The organism is Candidatus Binatia bacterium, from assembly GCA_036493895.1.
Taxonomy (GTDB): Bacteria; Desulfobacterota; Binatia; order UBA1149; family CAITLU01; genus DATNBU01.
Genome location: DASXOZ010000070.1, coordinates 166,701 through 186,796 on the forward strand (window position 1 = coordinate 166,701; position 20,096 = coordinate 186,796).

Annotated in this window: 18 protein-coding genes; 4 read left to right on the forward strand and 14 right to left on the reverse strand. The window is 67.8% G+C overall.

Annotated features, from left to right (window positions below; all coding sequences use genetic code 11):
* Position 1: 1 nt before the first annotated feature.
* From VGK20_16080 to sufT, 8 genes are all read right to left on the reverse strand, one after another.
* A complete protein-coding gene (locus VGK20_16080) occupies positions 2-742 on the reverse strand; it encodes a ribonuclease H (protein ID HEY2775560.1) in 741 nt (246 codons plus the stop codon).
* The gene (locus VGK20_16085) at positions 739-1,029 is read right to left on the reverse strand and encodes a hypothetical protein (GenBank protein ID HEY2775561.1); all 291 of its coding nucleotides are present in this window, start codon (positions 1,027-1,029) and stop codon (positions 739-741) included. The genes VGK20_16080 and VGK20_16085 overlap by 4 nt, the downstream gene beginning before the upstream one ends.
* Positions 1,026-2,057 (reverse strand): DnaJ C-terminal domain-containing protein, encoded by a 1,032-nt coding sequence (locus tag VGK20_16090; protein ID HEY2775562.1) that lies wholly within the window; start codon positions 2,055-2,057, stop codon positions 1,026-1,028. Before VGK20_16090 ends, VGK20_16085 begins: the two co-directional genes overlap by 4 nt.
* Before the next feature lie 70 nt (positions 2,058-2,127).
* The gene (locus VGK20_16095; GenBank protein HEY2775563.1) at positions 2,128-3,429 is read right to left on the reverse strand and encodes an MFS transporter; all 1,302 of its coding nucleotides are present in this window, start codon (positions 3,427-3,429) and stop codon (positions 2,128-2,130) included.
* Positions 3,429-5,114, reverse strand: a complete 1,686-nt coding sequence (gene ilvD / locus VGK20_16100) for a dihydroxy-acid dehydratase (GenBank protein ID HEY2775564.1) — start codon at positions 5,112-5,114, stop codon at positions 3,429-3,431. Before ilvD ends, VGK20_16095 begins: the two co-directional genes overlap by 1 nt.
* A 145-nt stretch (positions 5,115-5,259) precedes the next feature.
* A complete protein-coding gene (locus tag VGK20_16105) occupies positions 5,260-5,622 on the reverse strand; it encodes an antibiotic biosynthesis monooxygenase (protein ID HEY2775565.1) in 363 nt (120 codons plus the stop codon).
* 96 nt (positions 5,623-5,718) lie between these two features.
* Positions 5,719-6,789: a 3-deoxy-7-phosphoheptulonate synthase gene (locus VGK20_16110; GenBank protein ID HEY2775566.1), complete on the reverse strand. Its 1,071-nt coding sequence runs from the start codon at positions 6,787-6,789 to the stop codon at positions 5,719-5,721.
* Positions 6,790-7,050: 261 nt separating this feature from the next.
* On the reverse strand, positions 7,051-7,587 hold the full coding sequence (gene sufT, locus VGK20_16115) for a putative Fe-S cluster assembly protein SufT (protein HEY2775567.1): 537 nt from the start codon (positions 7,585-7,587) through the stop codon (positions 7,051-7,053).
* Positions 7,588-7,732: 145 nt separating this feature from the next.
* On the opposite strand from sufT, the gene moaA reads away from it, so the two are divergent.
* The 3 genes from moaA to VGK20_16130 all read left to right on the forward strand — a co-directional run bounded on the left by moaA (position 7,733) and on the right by VGK20_16130 (position 10,463).
* Positions 7,733-8,761: a GTP 3',8-cyclase MoaA gene (moaA, locus tag VGK20_16120; protein HEY2775568.1), complete on the forward strand. Its 1,029-nt coding sequence runs from the start codon at positions 7,733-7,735 to the stop codon at positions 8,759-8,761.
* A gap of 196 nt (positions 8,762-8,957) precedes the next feature.
* Positions 8,958-10,244: a cytochrome P450 gene (locus VGK20_16125; GenBank protein ID HEY2775569.1), complete on the forward strand. Its 1,287-nt coding sequence runs from the start codon at positions 8,958-8,960 to the stop codon at positions 10,242-10,244.
* A gap of 81 nt (positions 10,245-10,325) precedes the next feature.
* Complete coding sequence (locus VGK20_16130) at positions 10,326-10,463, forward strand: hypothetical protein (GenBank protein ID HEY2775570.1); 138 nt, start codon at positions 10,326-10,328, stop codon at positions 10,461-10,463.
* Positions 10,464-10,481: 18 nt separating this feature from the next.
* Here VGK20_16130 and VGK20_16135 read toward each other — a convergent pair whose 3' ends face one another.
* The 4 genes from VGK20_16135 to VGK20_16150 form a co-directional block, all read right to left on the reverse strand.
* Positions 10,482-12,161: an isovaleryl-CoA dehydrogenase gene (locus VGK20_16135; protein ID HEY2775571.1), complete on the reverse strand. Its 1,680-nt coding sequence runs from the start codon at positions 12,159-12,161 to the stop codon at positions 10,482-10,484.
* 211 nt (positions 12,162-12,372) lie between these two features.
* Entirely contained in the window at positions 12,373-13,491 is a 1,119-nt protein-coding gene (locus VGK20_16140; GenBank protein HEY2775572.1) for an acyl-CoA dehydrogenase family protein, read from the reverse strand.
* A gap of 11 nt (positions 13,492-13,502) precedes the next feature.
* Positions 13,503-14,678 carry an acyl-CoA dehydrogenase family protein gene (locus VGK20_16145; GenBank protein HEY2775573.1) on the reverse strand — a complete coding sequence of 392 codons (1,176 nt, stop codon included), beginning with the start codon at positions 14,676-14,678 and terminating at the stop codon, positions 13,503-13,505.
* A gap of 156 nt (positions 14,679-14,834) precedes the next feature.
* Entirely contained in the window at positions 14,835-15,701 is an 867-nt protein-coding gene (locus tag VGK20_16150; protein ID HEY2775574.1) for an SUMF1/EgtB/PvdO family nonheme iron enzyme, read from the reverse strand.
* Positions 15,702-15,815: 114 nt separating this feature from the next.
* Between VGK20_16150 and VGK20_16155 the strand changes: the two genes are divergently transcribed.
* Positions 15,816-17,546 carry a hypothetical protein gene (locus VGK20_16155; protein HEY2775575.1) on the forward strand — a complete coding sequence of 577 codons (1,731 nt, stop codon included), beginning with the start codon at positions 15,816-15,818 and terminating at the stop codon, positions 17,544-17,546.
* Between the two features lie 51 nt (positions 17,547-17,597).
* Here the strand turns inward: VGK20_16155 and VGK20_16160 are convergent, their stop codons facing one another.
* Complete coding sequence (locus VGK20_16160) at positions 17,598-18,314, reverse strand: TetR/AcrR family transcriptional regulator (protein ID HEY2775576.1); 717 nt, start codon at positions 18,312-18,314, stop codon at positions 17,598-17,600.
* A complete protein-coding gene (locus VGK20_16165) occupies positions 18,311-19,993 on the reverse strand; it encodes an SCP2 sterol-binding domain-containing protein (protein ID HEY2775577.1) in 1,683 nt (560 codons plus the stop codon). Before VGK20_16165 ends, VGK20_16160 begins: the two co-directional genes overlap by 4 nt.
* Between the last annotated feature and the right edge of the window lie 103 nt (positions 19,994-20,096).

The window sequence follows — 20,096 nt, forward strand, 5'->3', positions numbered from 1 at the left end:
CTCAGCGGGCGGCGGCGTCCCATTCGGCGACGAGCGCTTTCTCTTCCGCCGCGCTTGCCGTCTTGCGATAGCGTGCGCGGGAGCGGCCTTTCACGCGCTGCTCGCATTCGGCCCAAGTCCGGTGCGTCGCCACGACGCCGTCGACCATGCTCACGTACGAATACGCTTTCGAACCCTTCGTCGCCGATTTCTTCGATGCCGCGCGAATCGGTGCGTTGGCATCGGGAATACTGCCGAGATCGAAGTCGTACCCCGAATACGGGCCGCTGTAGAGACGAGGCGTCGCGGCCGTCGCGAAGGCCGATGCGATCTCGTCGGCCCTTTCGTTGCCTGGTACTCCCGCATGCCCCGGAACGTAGCGCCACGAGACTTTCGGGCAGGCCGCGACGAGGAGGTCCAGGCGCTCCCACAGGTCGCGGTTGGCGACGTCGCTGCCTTCGAGGGTCTTCCAGTTGCGCGCTTTCCATTTCGTCAGCCACTCGCGCACTCCGCGCAGAAGGTAGCTCGAGTCGGTGACGATCGTGATGCGCGCAGTGTCGGCGGCGCCGGCCTCGGCGCACCACTGGAGGGCGGAGATCGCCGCGAGGACTTCCATGCGGTTGTTGGTCGTGCGTCCGCCGGCGCCGCCGAGCTCGCGCACCGCCGCGCCGCCGACGAGCAGCACGGCGCCCCACCCGCCAGGACCCGGGTTTCCCTTGGCGGCGCCGTCTGTGAAAGCGATCACATCGGTCGGATCGGTCACGTCTCCGGCTCGACGTCGACGGCGTCCGGTTCGCCAGCGTCCTCGCCGAGAAGCACGACGATCGCTTCGAGGCCCATGCCCTGGTAACGACCGAGGCGCACGACCTCCGCGACACGATCGAGGACGGAGATGCGAAGCAGGATGCTTCCGGCGTGCACGATCCCCTCGCCGAACAGGCCGACGTCGTAAGCCTCGCGGATCCACGTCACTTCGCAGCCGTAGCACCGGGAGACCGCCTCCAGTGTCAGGTAGCTGCGTCCTTCGATGCGGATCACGACGTCACTCATCGCGCGGGCTCCTCGCGGGCTCCGCCCCGGAGCGTCGCGTTGCCGGCGCGCGCCATTTCGCGCATCAGCTCGCTCTGCTTCTCCGTCAGCTCCGGAAGCCCCAGGCGAACGATCGCGTAGAAATCGCCGCGGTGGCCATGGGCGTCCTCGAATCCCTTGCTGCGCAGCCTCAGCCGCGTGCCGGCGCGCGTTCCGGCAGCGACCGTCATCGTGACCATGCCGTCGGGAGTCCTCACGCCGACTTTCGCGCCGAGCGCCGCCTCCCACGGTGCCACGGGAAGATCCGCTTCGACGTCGCCGCCGTCGATGCGGTAGATGTCGTCGGAGACGAGGCGGATGGTGAGATAGAGATCGCCGTTCTCGCCGCCTTCCTCGCCGGCTTCGCCGAGGCCGGCAAGGCGCATCGTCATGCCGTCGCGCACGCGCGCGGGAATCGACAGGTCGACCGTGCGACGGTCGTGGACGCGACCGACGCCGACGCAGCGGGGACAGACGTGCTCGTCGACGAATCCGACTCCGCCGCAGACCTCGCAAGGCCTGGTGGCCGGCACGTCGAAGCGCGAGCGTCCCCCGGCAATCGCCACTCCGATCGGAAGCTCGAGCTCGGCGCGCACGTCGCCGCCACGGTGACGGTAGCGCGGGTGGCGGCGGCCGCCTGCCTGCTGGCGCCGAAGATCCTCGCCGAAAGCCGCCTTGAAGAAGTCGGAAAATCCGCCGCCGCCTCCGCCGAAGATGTTCTCGAATTCTTCGGCGCTCATCCGCGAGCCCTGCTCCGGTGGAGGCCGGAACTCGTCGCCCTGCTGCCAGTCCTTGCCGAAGCGGTCGTAGCGGCTGCGCTTGTCGGGATCGGCGAGGACTTCGTACGCCTCGGCGATCTTCTTGAACTTCGTCTCCGCCTCCGCCCTTTCGCCCTCGGGGTGGCGGTCCGGGTGCCACTTGAGCGCCAGCTTGCGGTAGGCCTTCTTGATGTCGTCCGCGCTGGCGTCGCGGGCGATGCCGAGCACCGCGTAGTAGTCCTGGAACTCCACGGCGAGAGTCTAGCGGTTTCGGCGTTGCAACGCTCGCACCTCGCTCCCGGCGTGCGCTACCCGGCCGGCCTCAGTCCTCGTCGGGTGCGATTTCCTCGAGAACCCTGCCGGCAGTCTCCGGCACCAGTGCGAGAAGGATCACCGGCCCGGCAAGTGCGAAGCCCGCCATCGCAGTGATCGCGGCCGCATGACTGCCGAGCGCCGTGTACAGCAGGCCTTCGAATGCCAGGCCCGACGCGATGGCCAGCGTCGAGACGATGCTGCGCACGCCGGAGGCCGTCGAGCGCCACGACGTCGCGAACAGCTCGCTGCCGAGCGCGCTGAACAGCACGTCGACGCCGAACTGCGTGAAGATCGTGACGATCCACACCAGCGGCACGACGATCCCGTCCGCATTGTAGAACACGATCGTCGCCAGCGTATTGAACACGATCGCCGCAGCGAGCACCGGGCGCCTGCCGAAGCGGTCGCTCGCGCGCCCGAACAGCAGGCCGCCGGTCATGGCCAGCGGGCCTCCGCAGAGGAACAGCGCGCTGACCTGGGCGGGCGAATAGCCGTGGGTGGCCTGCAGGAACTTCGACTGGAACTGGATCGCGGTGCCGCTCGCGAACGCAACCGGGATCAGCGCAGCCGAAATGGCGGCAACTCGGCCCGGATGCCTGGCCAGCAGGCGCACGAGGGGCCGGCCGAACGACGGCGGCTCCGTTCCTGCGCGCCGTGCCCGCGCGGCTTCGAATCGCTGAGTCTCGCGTACCGACCGGCGCAGCCACGCGACGATCAGCATCGGGAATGCCCCGAAGAAATACAGCGCGCGCCAGCCGAACGGCAGCAGCGTCACCAGCGAGAACATCAGAGCCGAGAACCCGTGGCCGAGAGCGCCGAAGGCGATCATCAGGCCGATTCCCCAGCCGCGCGCATGCGCATCGAGCTCTTCGGTGACGACGACGATCGCGAGCATGTCCTCGGCGTAGACGAAGGTACGCGCGAGGAACTGCAGCACCGCGAACTCGGCGGCGGTGCGCGTGAACGCAGTGAAGAACGTCGCCAGCGTGAAGCCGATGATCGTCATCAGCAGCAGGCGACGCCGGCCGATGCGGTCGGCCAGCACGCTGATCAGCAACGCCGGCAGCACGCCGAGGCGGACGATCGCCGCCAGGCGCCCGACCTGGTCCTCCGGCAGCGCGAACCCGGCCTGGATCTGCGGCAGCGCGAGGTTCAGGATCCCGAGATCGTAGGAATTGACGAGGTACGTCGCCCCGAGGGCGCCGAGCATCACCCACTGCGCGTGGGTGATCCCTTCGGGCACCGGCACCCAGAAGAAGATCCACGACCACCACGGCCGGCGTCCTTGCTCGGGCGCCGGCGTCGGCATCAGTCGGTCACGGCGCCGAGCGAGGCGCTGGAAACCAGCTTCGCGTACTTGGCGAGCACACCGGTGGTGTAGCGCGGCGCAGGAGCCCGCCACGCGTTGCGGCGCTCGGCAAGCTCCTGTTCGCCGACGTGCAGCTCGAGCAGCGTGCGCTCGGCATCGATGGTGATCGTGTCGCCTTCGTGCACCAGCGCAATCGTCCCGCCGACAGCCGCTTCGGGTGCGACGTGCCCGACGACGAGCCCGAACGTTCCGCCGGAAAAGCGCCCGTCGGTGATCAGACCCACTGCGTCGCCGAGACCCTTTCCGATGATTGCAGAAGTCGGAGCGAGCATTTCGCGCATGCCGGGCCCGCCGCGCGGGCCCTCGTAACGGATCACGAGCACGTCGCCGCGGCGGATCCTGTCGTTGAGGATCGCACGCATCGCGTCTTCCTCGGAGTCGAACACGCGCGCGGGGCCGGTGATCTTCACACTGGCAAGCCCGCTGATCTTGGCGACCGCCCCTTCGCTGGCGAGGTTGCCGCGAAGCACCGCCAGGTGCCCCTGCGCGTAAATCGGATCGTCGAGCGAGACGACGATTTCCTGACCGGCAGGCGGAGCCGACGGCGCCAAAGCCAGGTTCTCGGCGATCGTCTTCCCGATGATCGTCATGCAGTCGCCGTGGATCAGTCCGCGGTCGAGCAACATGCGCATCACCAGCGGAATGCCGCCGACGCGGTGCAGGTCGGTGGCGACGTAGCGGCCCGAAGGCTTGAGGTCGGCGATGACCGGAACCTTGAGACGGATGCGCTCGAAATCGTCGAGAGCGAGATCGACGCCGGCAGCGTGGGCAATGGCGAGAAGGTGCAGCACGGCGTTGGTCGAGCCGCCGACGGCAAAGACCACCGCGATGGCATTCTCGAACGCCTTCTTCGTCATGATCTTTCGGGGCGTGAGCTGGCGGCGCACGCACTCGAGCAGCGCGATGCCGCTGGCTTCGGCGCTGTCGGCCTTTTCATCGTCCTCGGCCGCCATCGTCGAAGAACCGGGCAGGCTCATGCCGAGAGCCTCGAAGGCACTGCTCATCGTGTTGGCAGTGTACATTCCGCCGCAGGATCCCTTGCCTGGAATCGCTGCGCGCTCGACTGCGCCGAAACGCTCTCGCGAGATGCGGCCGGCGCCGAGCTCGCCGACGGCCTCGAACACGCTGACGACCGTGAGGTCACAGCCTTCGAGGTGGCCGGGCTTGATCGTGCCGCCGTAGACGAACACCGCAGGAATATCGAGGCGTGCCATCGCGATCATCGCGCCGGGCATGTTCTTGTCGCAGCCGCCGACCGCCAGGATTCCGTCCATCATCTGCGCCCGGCAGACCGTCTCGATCGAATCGGCGATCACCTCGCGGCTGACGAGGGAGCATTTCATTCCCTCGGTACCCATCGAGATGCCGTCGCTGACCGTGATCGTGCCGAAAGTCTGCGGCATTCCGCCGCTGGCGTGGATTCCCGATGCGGCGCGCACTGCCAGCTCGCCGAGGCCGGCGTTGCACGGCGTGATGTCGCTCTGGGCGCTGGCCACGCCGATGATCGGCTTGCCGAAATCCTCGTCGCGAAACCCGACGGCGCGCAGCATCGAGCGGTTGGGCGCCCGCTCGTCGCCGTCGGTGATCGTGCGGCTGTTCCTGTTCAGTCCAGTGGTCGTCGTCATGGCGTCCTCAGTGTCGGAAGCGGCGGACTATAGCGCAGCCCCGTGCGGGTGGAACCGGGCAAAAGGCCCGGGGTGTTTCGTCGGCAAAATCGCGCGCCCGCGAAGACAAAGGTCCGGGTGCGGAGCGCGAGGAGAAGCGGCGGGGTCAGGCTACGTCGGCTACGGCCTCGGTAGACTGGATGATCTCGTGGACTTCGAGCACGCTCGAGCCCGAGAACATGCCGGCCGGCGGGCGGTTGGAATGGGCGATGCGGAAGCTCTCGCTCTGCGTCCAGTCCCAGAAAGCCTGCTCGCTCTGCCAGTACGTCTGCACGAGGTAAAAGCCCCGCTCGGGCGACTCCACCATCTGGCCGGTCGCGTGATCGAAGCGGCGCCGCACCGGCTTCAGGATGAGGTTCTTGACGAAGCCCGGAGAGCGGTCGATCAGGTGCGTGCGCTTGCGGAAGCGCTCTTCGAAATCGGCTTCGAACCCTTCGGCAACGGGAATGCGGTTGGTCACGACGAACATGCGTTCTCTCCCTTTTCCTTTTCCTGTTCCTGTTTCCTGTTCTGCTCGAGGCCCGCGCCGACAGTAGCCGCCCCGCCCTCGCGCGGCAATGCGGGCTCAGGCGCAGGCGCGTCGACGCTGCGCCGATTCGACAGCCGCACCCAGCTCGCCGAGCAGCGCCTCGGTCTCGTCCCATCCGATGCACGCGTCGGTGATCGAGACGCCGTAGCGCAGCGACTCCTTGTGCCACTGCTGGCTGCCCTCGACGAGATTGCTCTCGACGAGGAGGCCCATTACGCGCTCTTCGCCGGCAACGAACGAGCGTGCAACGTCTCGCGCCACACCGCCCTGGCGGCGGAAATCCTTCGACGAATTGCCGTGCGAGCAGTCTACCATCACCGGTCTTGCGATCCCCTCGCCTGCTACGTGCTCGGCAGCGTGGGCGATGTCGGCCGCGCCGTGGTTGGTCCGGCCTCCACCGCCGCGCAGCACGATGTGCCGGTCGCGATTGCCGCGCGTGCGTACCACCGCCGTCGCGCCGTCGGCATCGATGCCGAGGAAAGAATGCGGGTGCCCGGCCGAGATCATCGCGTGCAGCGCGATGTCGAGCCCGCCGTCGGTGCCGTTCTTGAAGCCGACCGGCATCGAAAGCCCGCTGGCCATCTCGCGGTGGGTCTGGCTCTCGGTCGTGCGCGCACCGATGGCAGCCCATGCAACGACGTCCCCGAGGTATTGCGGCGTCACCGGATCGAGCACCTCGGTGCCGCACGGCACGCCCATCTCGTTGATCTCGAGCAGCAGGCGCCGCGCCAGCTCGAGCCCGCGGTCGATATCGCAGCTTCCATCGAGATCCGGATCGTTGACGAGGCCTTTCCATCCTACTGTCGTGCGCGGTTTCTCGAAGTAAGTGCGCATGACGACCATCAACTGCCCGCGAAGCGGCGCGGCTGCCCGGCGCAGTCGCTCTGCATATTCGATCGCGGCTTTCGGATCGTGGATCGAGCACGGGCCTACGACGACGGCCAGGCGGCGGCGGTCGCGCCCGTGAAGGATGTCGCGCAGCTCGCGGCGCGCGCTACGTACCGTCGCGGCCGCTGCGTCCCCGAGCGCAAGCAGCGCCTTGATCTGGCGCGGCGACCTCAGTGGCGACAGCTCGGTTACGTTGGTATCGACCAGGTCTTCATTCATCTCGGTACTCATCGCGGTCTTCCTTTACGGTACGGCGTTGTTGCCGCCACGCCGCGCAAAACGAAAAAGGCCCCGGGAATCGCTTCCCGGGGCCTTGCGTCCGCTCGCGCGGTTCGAGGTTTTTATCCTTCTACGCGCACGTCGCCGGCCCCGGGTCCTGCCCGAAGATAAAATACCAGACGACGAAAACAGGGCTCTTGCGCATGACGAAGCTACTTTAGCGGCTCGGCCGGGTACTGGCAAGCACTCTTCCGGGGTGAGCTAAATGCCGAGCTTGCGGCGTCCCTCGTCGGAGATCATGTGCGCCGTCCACGGTGGATCCCAGACGACGCGGACGCTGGCGTCGCGCACCGACGGGATCGAGCGAAGCTTGTCCTCGGCATCGCCGGCGATCGCGCCGCCCATTCCGCAGCCTTGCGCCGTCAGCGTCATCTTGACGTCGACGCGGTAGCCGCCTTCGGGAAGATCGCTGATGCGCGTGTCGTAGACGAGGCCGAGATCGACGATGTTGACCGGAATTTCCGGGTCGTAGCAGGTCTTGAGCGCAGCCTCGACGAGCGCATCGATGTCGCCTTCACCCGACTCGAGCAGCTTTGCCTCGGCAGGCATTTCCTTTCCGAGCGCATCGGCATCGCGGCCGGCAATGCGGAACAGGCCGCCGTAGGCCGGCGCCTGCACGGTGAAAGATCCGCCGAGCGACTGGCTGAGATAGATCTCGGTGCCGGCGGCCAGCGTCACCCGGTCTCCCTGGGGGATTTTGACTGCCTCGCACGCGCGAATGAGCTCGATGTTTTCCATTGCGGTTTCCCTAGCGCGCTCCGGGAGGCCGCTCAAGCGGCTCGTATGATCGAACCGCCGCCGAACATTGGTCGCGCGAGGCCGGCTCGGCTGCGGCTTCACCCTTGTGGACAAGGGCGCCGCCTGCCGCAATGATCCGCGTTCGATGTCTTCCCAGACCGCCAGCGACCCCCCGCGCGACCTGTTCGCGCGGCCCCTGCGCGATCTTCGCATCTCGGTCACCGACCGCTGCAACTTCCGCTGCCCGTACTGCATGCCGGCCGAAATCTACGGAGAACGCTACGAGTTCCTGCCGCGCCCGGAGATCCTGACGTTCGAGGAGATCGAGCGCCTCGCGCGCCTGTTTGCGCAGCTGGGCGCCGAAAAGATCCGCCTGACCGGCGGGGAGCCCCTTCTGCGCTCCGAGCTCCACGAGCTGGTTCGCCGCCTGGCGGCGATCGAGTCGGTGCGCGACGTCACGCTGACCACCAACGGGGTGCTGCTGGCCGAGCAGGCCGCGCGCCTGCGCCGCGCGGGACTGAGGCGCGTGACCGTCAGCCTCGACAGCCTCGATCCGGAGGTCTTCCGCCGCATGAGCGGCAACCGCTCCGGTCCCGACGTCGTGCTCGCGGCAATCGATGCCGCGCGCGCTGCCGGGCTTGCGCCGATCAAGGTCAACTGCGTCGTGCAGCGCGGAATGAACGACGACACCATCGTCGATCTTGCGTCGCACTTTCGCGGCAGCGGCACCATCGTGCGTTTCATCGAATACATGGACGTCGGGACGCTGAACCGGTGGGATGCGGCCGATGTCGTCGGCGCACGCGAGATCGTCGAACGCATCGCCGCGGCGTTCCCTCTCGAGCCGGTGGCAGCGAACTATCGCGGCGAAGTCGCGCGCCGTTACCGTTACCTCGACGGCAGCGGCGAGATCGGGATCATCTCGTCGGTCACCCAGCCGTTCTGCGGCGACTGCTCGCGGGCGCGCCTTACCACCGACGGGCATTTCGTGACGTGCCTGTTCGCCGCCGGCGGCATCGACCTGAAGACGCCGCTTCGCCACGGCGCCACCGACAGCGACCTCGTCTCGCTGATGCGAAGCGTCTGGACCAGCCGCGGCGACCGTTACTCCGAAGAGCGCGCGACCCGGCGCCAGGGCGGACGCAAGATCCAGATGTTCCAGATCGGCGGGTGAACCGCCGCCCCCGCTCCGTCGAGGAGATCGATCCGACCGGCCTCGAGCCGCCCCTCGAGAAGGAACGGCGAGGTCGCCGAAGAGGTTGCGAACGTCGATCCGGACCGCGGCCGGTCAGCTTGCTCAGCCGACAGCGGCGGTAGTATGAGTGCTGCCGAGGTCGCCGCCACGGCCCCAGGAAGACAGGAGAGCTGCGATGGAAAATCCCGATATCTTCAAGCCTCACGCCGATGCGCTCGAGGCGGCGCGGGCAGACGCCCGGCGGCAGTCGCTGGCCACGCTGAACGTTGCCAACCGCGACCTCTTTCTCACCGACACGGTGCTGCCGTATCTCGAGCGCCTGCGGCGCGAGGCGCCCATTCACCGTTGTCCCGAAAGCGAGTTCGGGCCGTACTGGTCGGTCACGCGCTTCGACGACATCAAGGCCATCGAGCTCGACTGGGAGCACTTCTCGTCCGAGCCGAGCATCGTGCTGTTCGACGGCCTCGAAGGTCGTTCCGACACGATGAGGGAGCTCAGCAGCTTCATCACGATGGACCCGCCGCGGCACACCGTGCAGCGCAAGGCCGTACGACCGAGTGTCTCGCCTGCGCAGGTGCGACAGATGGAAGACCTGATCCGCCAGCGCGCGGGAGCGGTGCTCGACTCGCTGCCGATCGGCGAAGAGTTCAACTGGGTGGAACGGGTGTCGATCGAGCTGACGACGCAGATGCTCGCGACGCTGTTTCGTTTTCCCTTCGAGGATCGCCACAAGCTGACGCGGTGGTCCGACGTCACGACGGCGGTCCCGGGCGACGGCATCATCGATTCGTGGGACCAGCGCGAGGCCGAGCTCAACGACTGCCTGCAGACGTTCCTGCGCCTGTGGGACGAACGCGCGGCGGCGCCGCCGGATTTCGACCTTCTCTCGATGCTGGCGCACGCGCCGGCGACGGCGGACATGAACACGCGTCCCCTCGAGCTGCTCGGCAACCTCGTGCTGCTGATCGTCGGCGGCAACGATACGACGCGCAATTCGATGACCGGTGGAGTGCTGGCCCTCAACGAGTTCCCCGGGGAGTACGCCAGGCTTCGAGCCAACCACGACCTCGTTCCCAACATGGTCGACGAGATGGTCCGCTGGCAGACTCCGCTGGCCTACATGCGGCGAACCGTCACGAGCGACCTCGAGTACGGCGGTGCGAAGATGCGCCAGGGCGACAAGGTCGTGCTCTGGTATCTTTCGGCCAATCGCGACGAGTCCGTCTTCCCGAACGGCGATCTCCTCCAGATCGACCGGGAGAACGCCCGCGAACAGCTTTCGTTCGGAACGGGAATCCACTTCTGCGTCGGCGCACACCTCGGGCGCCTGCAGCTTCGCGTGCTCTGGGAAGAGATCCTCAAGCGCTTCTCCCGCGTCGAGGTCACGGCAGCGCCCACGCGGATACGTTCGAACTTCGTGCGCGGCTACTCGAAGCTGCCCGTGCGGCTGCACGCAGCCTGACGAGACGGAGCCGGCTGGTAACGCGCGCCGAGCTCCGTCGGCAGAGGAAGCGAGCTCGACGACGACGGTGCCGCCGGTTCCTTGAATCCGAACAATCTGCGGGTAACTGCGACGTCCGTCCTGTTCCTGGTGACCATCGCGCCACCCGCTCCTGCCAACGCTGCGACGTCCGGCAACGGCGTGATCGAATCGACGAAGAGTGCGACGACGTGTCGCTGAGCTGTCCCGCGTAGGCGCTCAGCCGGCCAGCGGCGTGGCCCTCTCGATGATTGCCGCGCAATCGACGCCGCGAGCGAGACTTCCGTAGTTGTGGTGCTCGCCGCCGCCGAGCCGCGACGCGCAGAACGCGTCGGCGACGAACGGCGGCGCGTGCTGCGCCAGCAAGGACGCCTGCAGCGCCAGCGCCATGCGCCCGACGAGATCGCGGGCGCGATACTCGATGTCGCCCATGTCCGAGAACTCGTCGCGAAGATCGGCCACGTAGCGGTCGAGCGTCGCATCCGCGCCGCGGGCGCGGCCGAGCTCGGCGAAGAACGCCTCGAGCACGTTCGGCGTGTTTTTCATCGCGCGCAGCACGTCCAGGCACTGGATGTTTCCGCTGCCTTCCCAGATCGCATTGATCGGGGATTCCCGCAGCAGGCGCGGCATCGGGCTGTCCTCCATGACGCCGCTGCCGCCGATGCACTCCATCGCCTCGTACGCGTGATTCGGCGTGCGCTTGCAGATCCAGTATTTTCCGACCGCGGTGACCACTCGCGCCAGCAGGTCCTCGTGCGGATCTTCGCGGTGGTCCAGCGCGCGGCCGATACGCATCGTCAGTGCAATCGATCCCTCGCTTTCGAGCGCGAGGTCGGCAAGCACATTCTGCATCAGCGGCTGGCGGCTCAGCACCTGGCCGAACGCCGCGCGGTGGGCGCAGTGGTGCAGAGCCTGGGAGGCCGCAGCGCGCTGGCCGCCGGAGGATCCGATCATGCAGTCGAAGCGCGTCATCGCGACCATCTCGATGATCGTGCGAACTCCCCGGCCCTCTTCGCCGAGCATCCACGCCAGCGCACCGCGCAGCTCCGTTTCGCTGCTCGCGTTGGAGACGTTGCCCATCTTGCGCTTGAGGCGAATGACCTGCAGCGGGTTCTTCGTGCCGTCCGGCTTCCAGCGCGGCAGCAGGAAGCACGACAGGCCGCCCGGCGCCTGCGCGAGCACGAGGAAGGCATCGCACATCGGCGCGGAAACGAAATACTTGTGGCCGACGAGCTCGTACGGTTGTCCGGCGCCGGGCTGGCCGAGCGGATACGCGCGCGTCGTGTTCGCGCGCACGTCCGAGCCGCCCTGCTTCTCGGTCATCGCCATGCCGATCGTAAGGCCCTGCTTTTCGCGGTCCGGCACGTTTCGTGGATCGTAGACACGCGCCGTGATGCGCGGCTCCCACTCGCGTGCGACCTCGGGCGTCGTCCTGAGCGAAGGGATCGCCGCCGATGTCATCGTGATCGGGCAGCCGTGTCCGGCTTCGACCTGGCTCTGCATGTAGAATCCCGCGGCGCGCGCAACCTGGGCGCCCGCTCCCGGCCTCGTCCAGTGGGAAGAATGCAGCCCGTTCTCGATCGAGAAGCGCATGAGCGCGTGGTACGCGGGATGAAAGCGGACGAGATCGACGCGGTTGCCGAAGCGATCGTGAGTGTCGAGCTCGGGAGGGTTGCGGTTGGCGAGAACGCCGAGCTCGAGGTGCTCGGCCGATCCGCACGTGGCGCCGAGCCGCGTAAGCTCCCCGTCGGCCCACGCGGCGCCCTCCCGCTTTACCGCTTCTTTGAGCGCGGCGTCCTGCAGGTACATGTTGTAATCGGCCAGCTCGCACGAGACGTTCGTGACTTCGTGCGTGCTCGCCATGTACCGCGCTTCACTCGAGTTCTTCGGGGGTTCCATCCGGCTGTGCCTCCGTTGCGTTCGCGCCCGGAACATCGCCGGGGACAGGCGCCAGCTTTTCGTTGCCTGTCCCCAGCGCAGTGGGATGCTGCCCGTGGCGCGGGGCCGCGGCAAGAGAGCAGCGGCGTCGCGCGGTTATTTCACGAGATCGGCGTTGCGCGTAACCAACACGCGCCGCCACGGTGAGGAAATGTTCGCGAGTGCTTGCCTGTCACCCGGCCGCGAGCATCGCCCCGACCCTGGCCAGGTGCTCCTGCGCGCCTCCGAGCGTCAGCTCGATGCGCTTGGACAGCAGGTAATAGCGGTGCAGCGGATAGTCCTTGTCGACGCCGATTCCGCCGTGCAGGTGCTGCGCGGCGTAGCAGGCGCGGTGGCCGCCCTCGCTCGCCCAATACTTCGCGATCGAGAGCTCGCGCCGGGCCGGGAGCTTCTCTGCGAGCCGCCATACGGCCTGCCACGTCGTCAGGCGGATCGCCTCGACGTCGATGTACGCGTCGGCCGCCCGCTGGGCGACGGCCTGGAACGTCGCGATGACTTTGCCGAACTGCTTGCGCTCGGACGTGTACTTCGCCGTCATTCGCAGCGCCCTTTCGGCCGCACCGAGCTCCATCGCGCAAAGTCCCGCGATCGCGTGATCGACGATCCACGCGAGCGCAGCCGCTCCACCGTCCGGTCCAACCAGCACGTCGTCGGCTGAAACTTTCACAGCAGACAGCGCCACCCGGTACGCGATCTCACCCGTCGTCAGCTCCTGCGCCTCGAACGAAACACCGTCGGCTTCCGGAGAAACGAGCGCGAGGACGACCTGGCCGCCGGCCGTCGATGCCGGAACGAGGATGCGCGCGGCGGTCTTCGCCATCGGTACGCAGATCTTGACCCCGTCGAGCACGAAGCCGTCGCCGTCGGCGCGAGCCCGCGTCGATGGTTTTTCCGCGTCACGCGAGTCGGATTCGGCAATCGCCCCCGTCAGCAGAGTCTTTCCCGTCGCGACGTCAGGCAGCCAGCGGTCTTTCTGCGACGCGCTGCCGAACTGGACGACCGGCAGCGCACCGAGCAGCAGCACCGGAAACAGCGGAACCGGCGCCACGTAGCGTCCGGCCTGCTCGAGCAGGATCGCAAGCTCGGCGATGCCGAACCCCATGCCGCCGTGGCTCTCCGGAATCGCGACGCCGAGCAGCCCGGCGCGGGCCAGCTCCTTCCAAAGCTCCCTGTCGAAATGCTCGAGCGCACGCTCGCAATCGGGAAGCAGCTCCGGCTTGCACAGGTCGGCGAAAATCTTCTCGGCAGCCGTGCGTACGTCGTCCTGTTCGCTCGTGAAACCGAATTCCATCGTCGTTCTCCTCAGCGCAGCGAGCGCGGCATCTCGAGGCCGGCCATCGCGATGATGTCGCGCTGGATCTCGTTGGTCCCGCCTCCGAACGTCAGGATCAGCATCGAGCGGTACATGCGCTCGATGCGTCCTCCGATCAGCGACTCCGGAGAGTTGCGGCGGATCGCTCCCGCCGCGCCCAGCACTTCGAGCAGAAGCGAGTACGCTTCGATGTAGAATTCGCTGCCGAAGACTTTGACGGCCGACGCCTCGGCGAAGTGGAAGGTGCCGTGCTGCATGTTCCAGGCCTGGCGCCAGTTGATCAGCCGCAGCACTTCGAGCTTGGCTTCGACGCGTGCCAGCGTGCTTTGCACCCACGGGATGTCGATGACGCGGGAGCCGCCGGAAAGCCGTTTTTCCCGCGCCCAGGCCGCGGTTTCCTCGAACAGCCGCCCGACGATGCCGGCCGACATCAGCGAGACGCGCTCGTGGTTGAGCTGGTTGACGATCAGGCTCCAGCCGTTGCCCTCGCCGCCGACCATCGACGCGGCCGGCACGCGCACGTTGTCGTAGTACGTCGCGTTGGTGCGAACGCCGCCGACCGTGCGGATCGGAGTAACGCTGAAGCCCGTGCTCCTGGTCGGAACGATGAACATGGAAATGCCCGCGTGCTTCGGAGCGTCCGGATTCGTACGCGCGGCAAGCCAGACGTAGTCGGCGAAATCGGCGAGGCTCGTCCACAGCTTCTGGCCGCTGATGACCCAGTCGTCGCCGTCGCGTACGGCTTTGGTCTTGAGCGACGCAAGATCGGTGCCGGCATCGGCCTCCGAATATCCGATGCAGAAGAACGCTTCGCCGGCCAGGATCTTCGAAAGATACGTCTGCCTCTGTTCCTCGCTGCCGTACTGCTGGATCGTCGGACCGACGGTGCTGATCGTCAGGAACGGAAACGGAAAGAACGCGCGCTGCGCTTCGTCGGCGAACAGGAACTGCTCGATCGGTCCGAGGCCGCGACCGCCGAACTCGGTGGGCCACCCGATGCCGAGCCACTTGTCGCGGCCCATCTTCTTCATCGCTTCACGGAAAAGCGGCCCGCCGCCTTCGCTGGTGGCGACTTCGGCCGTCAGCTCCGGCGTCATCAGGTCGGCAAAATAGCGGCGAAGCTCGTCGCGCAGCCCGCGCTGCTCGGCAGTGAGGTCGAAATGCATGAAATGGCCTCCGCGCCGCGGGTTCTGCCCGAAACTAGAACTTGTTTCAATCCGGACCCGGGGGGCCATACCGCCACGGGTCGCGGGGGGAGTCCGACCGTGCCGGCGCCTGTCGGTTGCCACGGCAACCTTCCGCCAGCGACGCCAGGGCGGTACTTACGGGCGGGATGAAGAAAGCGGCGCCGCGGCGCCGGAGCCAGTCGGCCTCGCGGTGGAACCGGACGCCGGCCGCGCAGCGTTGCTGCCGCTTGCCGGGGGACGGGAAGCCGTCGCCGCGGCCGCATCGGACCTGGATCCCTTTGCCGCCCCGCTCTTCAACGTCGTCGTGGCGCCACCCGCCGCTGCAGCCTTCGCGCCGTTCTTTGGCGCGGAGGCGCTGCGGTCGCGACAACACCGCACGCCCACCGTGCTCGACTTGAGACCCTTGTCGTTGCCCGCGCACACCTCGGCGCAACCGGCGAAGTGCTCGACCGGATCGTTGCCGACAAAAGCTGCGCCGCGGAACTTGCAGTAGTCTCCCTTGCAGTCGGAGATCCACTCGCTGACGTTGCCACTCATGTCGAAAAGGCCGTGAAGGCCGCCTTCGCAATCCGGAACGCTGCCGACGGGAATCGTCGTGCGGCCTCCGGGGCCCGGCACGTCGTAGGTGCCGACGTGACAGCGCGACGGCTGGTACTCGCTGCCGTACGGAAACGCGCGACCGTCGCTGCCGTGGCAGGCAGCCAGCCATTCCTTGCTGCTGCACAGGCGGCCGCCGAGATAGTCGCACACGGCGATCGCACCGTCGTGATCGATGCAGTTGATGGGATGGTCACCGCGCTTCGGGTCGCCGTAGTTGCATTCGGGATTGACGCTGGACGGCTCGCAGCGGCCCGCCGCGACGCAGGCGCGGAAATCCTTGACCGCAACTTCCGTCGCCTCGATGTCGAAGGGCTGGTCGGGGTGGGACACCCATTTCGGCCCGTGCGCACCTGCGGCGCAGGCGTCGCCGGCGACCAGCGCGACCAGGAGCGGAGCTGCCAAAGAACCCAGGAGCAAAACCAGGCTGGAAAATATTTTCATGTCCATCGCGCGCACCGACGGCCGGCCGCGAGTTCTACCCTTTGAACGATACGGCGAGGCGGTACAATCCGGCCCATGACCGTTCTGGACTGGATGCGCCGCAGGGCGCAGCGCCCCGCTGCCGTCACCGACACTGCTGACGCCGGCGCCGATTCCGAAGCCAGCGCGCCGCCTCCGCCTGCGCGCGATGACACGGCGCCTGGCGAGGAGTTCCGCAACGACGCACCCGCGGCCGACTCGACATTCGACTTGCCCGTCACCGCTTCCCCGCAAACCCCAACAGCGGCGCCCGATCCTGACGAGCCCACCGCGTTGCCGAGCGCCGGTGATCGCTCGGTCGCGGTCGTGATTGCCGCGACGTCCCTGGCCGCCGTCAAGCGCGAGCTTGCGGCCATCACGGATGACGCGCTGCTGGCTCGCATCGCGTGCCAAGCCGGCGCGCTCGAGATCGCCAAGACTGCGCTGCGGCGCATCGCGGGCAGCGCCGATGTTGCCGTGGTGGCCGTTCACGCTCGCAGTCGCGACATCGCCCATGCAGCCCTCGACCGGGTGCGCGAGGCGCCTCTTCTCGCGCGCATCGCGACGCAGGCCCGCGACCCGTTCATCGCGCGCGGCGCCGTCAAGGGTCTCACGGACGACGACGCGCTCGTCGAGCTCGCCCTCCACTGCAGCGACGACGTCGTCGCGCGTCTTGCGGCCCGCAAGATCCGCGGCCCCGCTGCGCTCGCGCGAGTCGCGGCCGACGCGGCGCGGGTCGACGTGCGCCGCGAGGCCGCCGAGCGCATTCGCGACTCCACTGCACTGCAGGCTCTCGTCGCCAGTGAGGAGGACGCCTCGATCCGCGCGGCTTCGCTCGGGCGCGTCGATGACGACCTCACGCTGACGCGGGCCGCCAGCTTCGATGCCGAGTCGTCGATTCGCGAACGCACCCTCTCCCGCCTCGCCGATCCCGTCTCCGTCGGTGCAGTCGCGCTGCAGAGTCCCTACGCCGACACCAGGGGTGCGGCGATTTCGCGCATCGACGACTCCGACGTGCTGCTGGCAGTCGCGTGCCGCGACGACGACGCGGCGGTCAGGCGTGCGGCGTTTGCACGCCTTCGCGGCAAGAACGCTTCGTTCGACGTACTGCGCGACGGAGAGCACGAAGACGTGCGCGCGTTGGCAGCGCGCCGCATCCACGACCAGGACCATCTCGAGGCCCTGCTACTCGGCGACCGCCACTGGCAAGTGCGCGCCGTGGCCGCACGCAAGGTGCGCGACCGGCAGATCGTCGCGAAAGCTGCTTTCCAGGACACGGCGTGGCAGGTGCGGGAGGCCGCGACCGGGTGCCTGCACGACGAGATCGCGCTGGCATCGATCGCACGCGACGACGATGCGTGGCAGGTGCGCCGCGCGGCCGTCGACGCGACGAAGGACGCATCGCTGCTTTCGCTGCGGGCGCGCTGGGACAAGGCCTGGCAGGTGAGGAAAGCTGCGATTGCCCGTGTCGAGGACGAGGCCGTGCTCGCCAACCGTGCGAAGAACGACGAAGACTGGGGCGTGCGGCGCCAGGCGGTGCGGCGACTTGCCGACCAGGACCTGCTCGCCAACCGCGCACGCTGGGACGATTCCGCGCGCGTGCGCGAGGCGGCCGTGCTGCGCGTCGACTCGGTGCCCGTGCTTCGCGAAGTCGCCTCCCGCGATGTCGACGAGGCAGTGCGCCGCGCGGCGCAGGCCAGGCTCGAGACGCCGCGCGCCGATTCAGGCGTGCTCGACGCGCCCGGCGATGGGGATCGTGGCACCGCCGCGGAGCGATCGGGCAGCTGAGCGCCCGGACTGCCGGCAGCCGGAGTGCGTCTCAGCGTTTCGCCCCGGCGATCAATCCTCCGCAGGCGAGACGACGTCGATCCCGAGAATACGCGACATCGCCGCGACCGTTGCAGCCGCATAGCGCTCCCGCGCGTGAGCAAGCCCCGAAAGCATCCAGCCCCGCAGCGCCGCTTCCATGATCCCGAACAGCAGGTCGGCAGTCACCGGCGGATCCAGGCCCGACAACAACCGCTGCCGCTGCCACTGCTCGAGAACGCTCTCGACCCGGCGCGTGACCGCAACACGGTTGGCGCTGCGGGCAAGCGGCGCGCTCGTCGAGCCCGAAGCATCGCCCTTTTCCGCCGCCGCCTGGCTGTCGGCGAGCAGGAAGTGGCCGAACCCGGGCCACTGGCCTGCCACGAAATCGAACGCGCGCTCGACGATCGCCGTCACCGTCGCCTGCGCGGCCACGGGATCGAGCCCCGCGAACATCGCTGCCGCGAATTGCTCGCCGTAGTGCTCCGCCACCGCGCCTAGCAGCGCCGACTTGGAGCCGAAGTAGTGAAAGACCGTCCCCTCGGCGACTCCCGCCGCTCTTGCGATGTCGGCAGTGGAGACGTTCGCGTAGCCGTGCTGCAAGAACAGCCGCGTCGCCTCCTCGACGACGCGATCGCGTCGCCCCTGCGGATCCTGTTTCCACGCTTTCGTGCGCGGCGAGCCGCGAGGCTTGCGTGGTGCAGCGCGAGCGCTGCGCGAACGCGCGACCGGGTCCCCGCCGCTGCTCACGACGACGACGACTCGCCCGCGCCCGAGCCGCGCATCCAGTGCAGTCGCCTGCGCAGCCACCTGCGAAAATGCCACAACGCGCGGTGCGCGGCGCTTTCGCCGCCGCCAAGCGCGAACAAGGCCGGGAAGCGGAGAAACAGTCGCCGGTCCCCCGAAAGCCGGATCCTTCCCGTCACCAGGGCCCACGGTGCGCTGCGGATTCCCTGCTGGATCTCGAGAAAGAGGCGTCCGGAGCAGCGGATGACAAGATCGGCGTGCGACCCGGTTCCAGTGCGAACCTCGGCGCGGCCGCGCTGCACGCGCAGCAACCAGTCGCCGCGCCCTTGGCCGTCGAAGTGGAACTGCACCGCAAAATCCAGGTTCGCCGCTTCCTCGGGACGAAGGAAGTGCGGCATCTTGCGCATCATGGCATCGACGTCGAGAGAGCAGATGCGCGACAGCGGCACCAGGCGCACGGTGCGCGAGGCCGGAGAGCCGGCGTCGCTGCGAGTTCGCCATCGTCCCGGCGCAATGCCGAGCCGCTGCCTGGCCGCAGGCGTGTCGATGACGAACTGCTCGTCTTCGAGCGAGCGCGTGTGTGTCAGCGGCTTCAGGGTTTCGTCGAGATAGCGGCGGCGCACGCCGCGGTCTGCGTGAAAATCACCGTGGATCTCGGCCGGGCACGTCGCGACGCAGTTGAAGCAGCGGTACTCGACCTTGAACGACAGCGCCTGCCAGAGCCCGACGATCTCGGCGTTCGTCCATTTTTCGCGAAAACGACCGGGTTTTCCTTCCGAAAGATCGTGCACGAGGTCGAGGAAGCCGGGGATGGAGTCGCGGTAGGTGTGGTTGTAGCAGGCGAAGAAATCGAAATCGCCGTCGGGCTTGATCGCCTCGGTGGGGCACGACGCGACGCATAGGTTGCACGACAGGCACGGGTTCCACTGGATCGGGGAATCGTGCGCGTCGAACTCGAGGTTGGTCACGACGGTGTCGATCAGGCAGTAGGCGCCGAAGCGGCGGTGCAGGAAGTTGCGGCTCGTGCCGATCACGCCGAGGCCGGCCGCCTGCGCGACGAGCTTGTGCGACAGCGGCCAGATCTTGTCGGCCCAGCGCTGGCTCACTTCCTGCGGCCACCCGATCGTCGTCGTCAGCGACTCCCCTCCGAGCGAGCGGATGTACGCGATCGTGCGGCGGCCCATCTCGAAGATGCGCTCCTCGCAGCTGTAGAGCTCGTGGTTGGCAGTGGGCAGGTAGCGCGACTGCATCGACGGCTTGTTCTCTTCGCCGATCAGGCAAACCAGAGAGCGCGCGTGCGGATAGACGTAGAGGATCTCGTCCACTTCGTGCGCGATGGCCGGATCGTCGATCGAGATCACGCCGACGTCCTCCGCCCACGCACCGACCGCCTGCTTGAATTCTTCGAGCGAGACGGGGCTTCGCACACCGCGCGACGGGAGCACCTCGCTGTCGATCTGGCGGTACGGCCACAGCCACGCGGTGCGCGGCGCAATGCGATCCGGATCCTCGCGGCGAGGCTTGCCGGGAGCGGGGAACGGAAAGGCCCAGTCGGTGTGGGCGCCCGGGCCGTTCCTGCGACGAGGTGGAGTTGCGGGCGCGCCGCCCGCGTCCGGCTCGAAGATCGGAGCGGCCGGAGCGGCTGTCGCGGCGGCGGCAGATGGCGGGGAGAGCGGCTTCATGGGAATTGAGTGCCACTCAATTCCTAGCCCATCCTTCAGCCCGCCGTCAATGGCCTGCGGTTGCAGCCCGCCGTCAATGGCCTGCGGTTGGGTTGAGCGGACC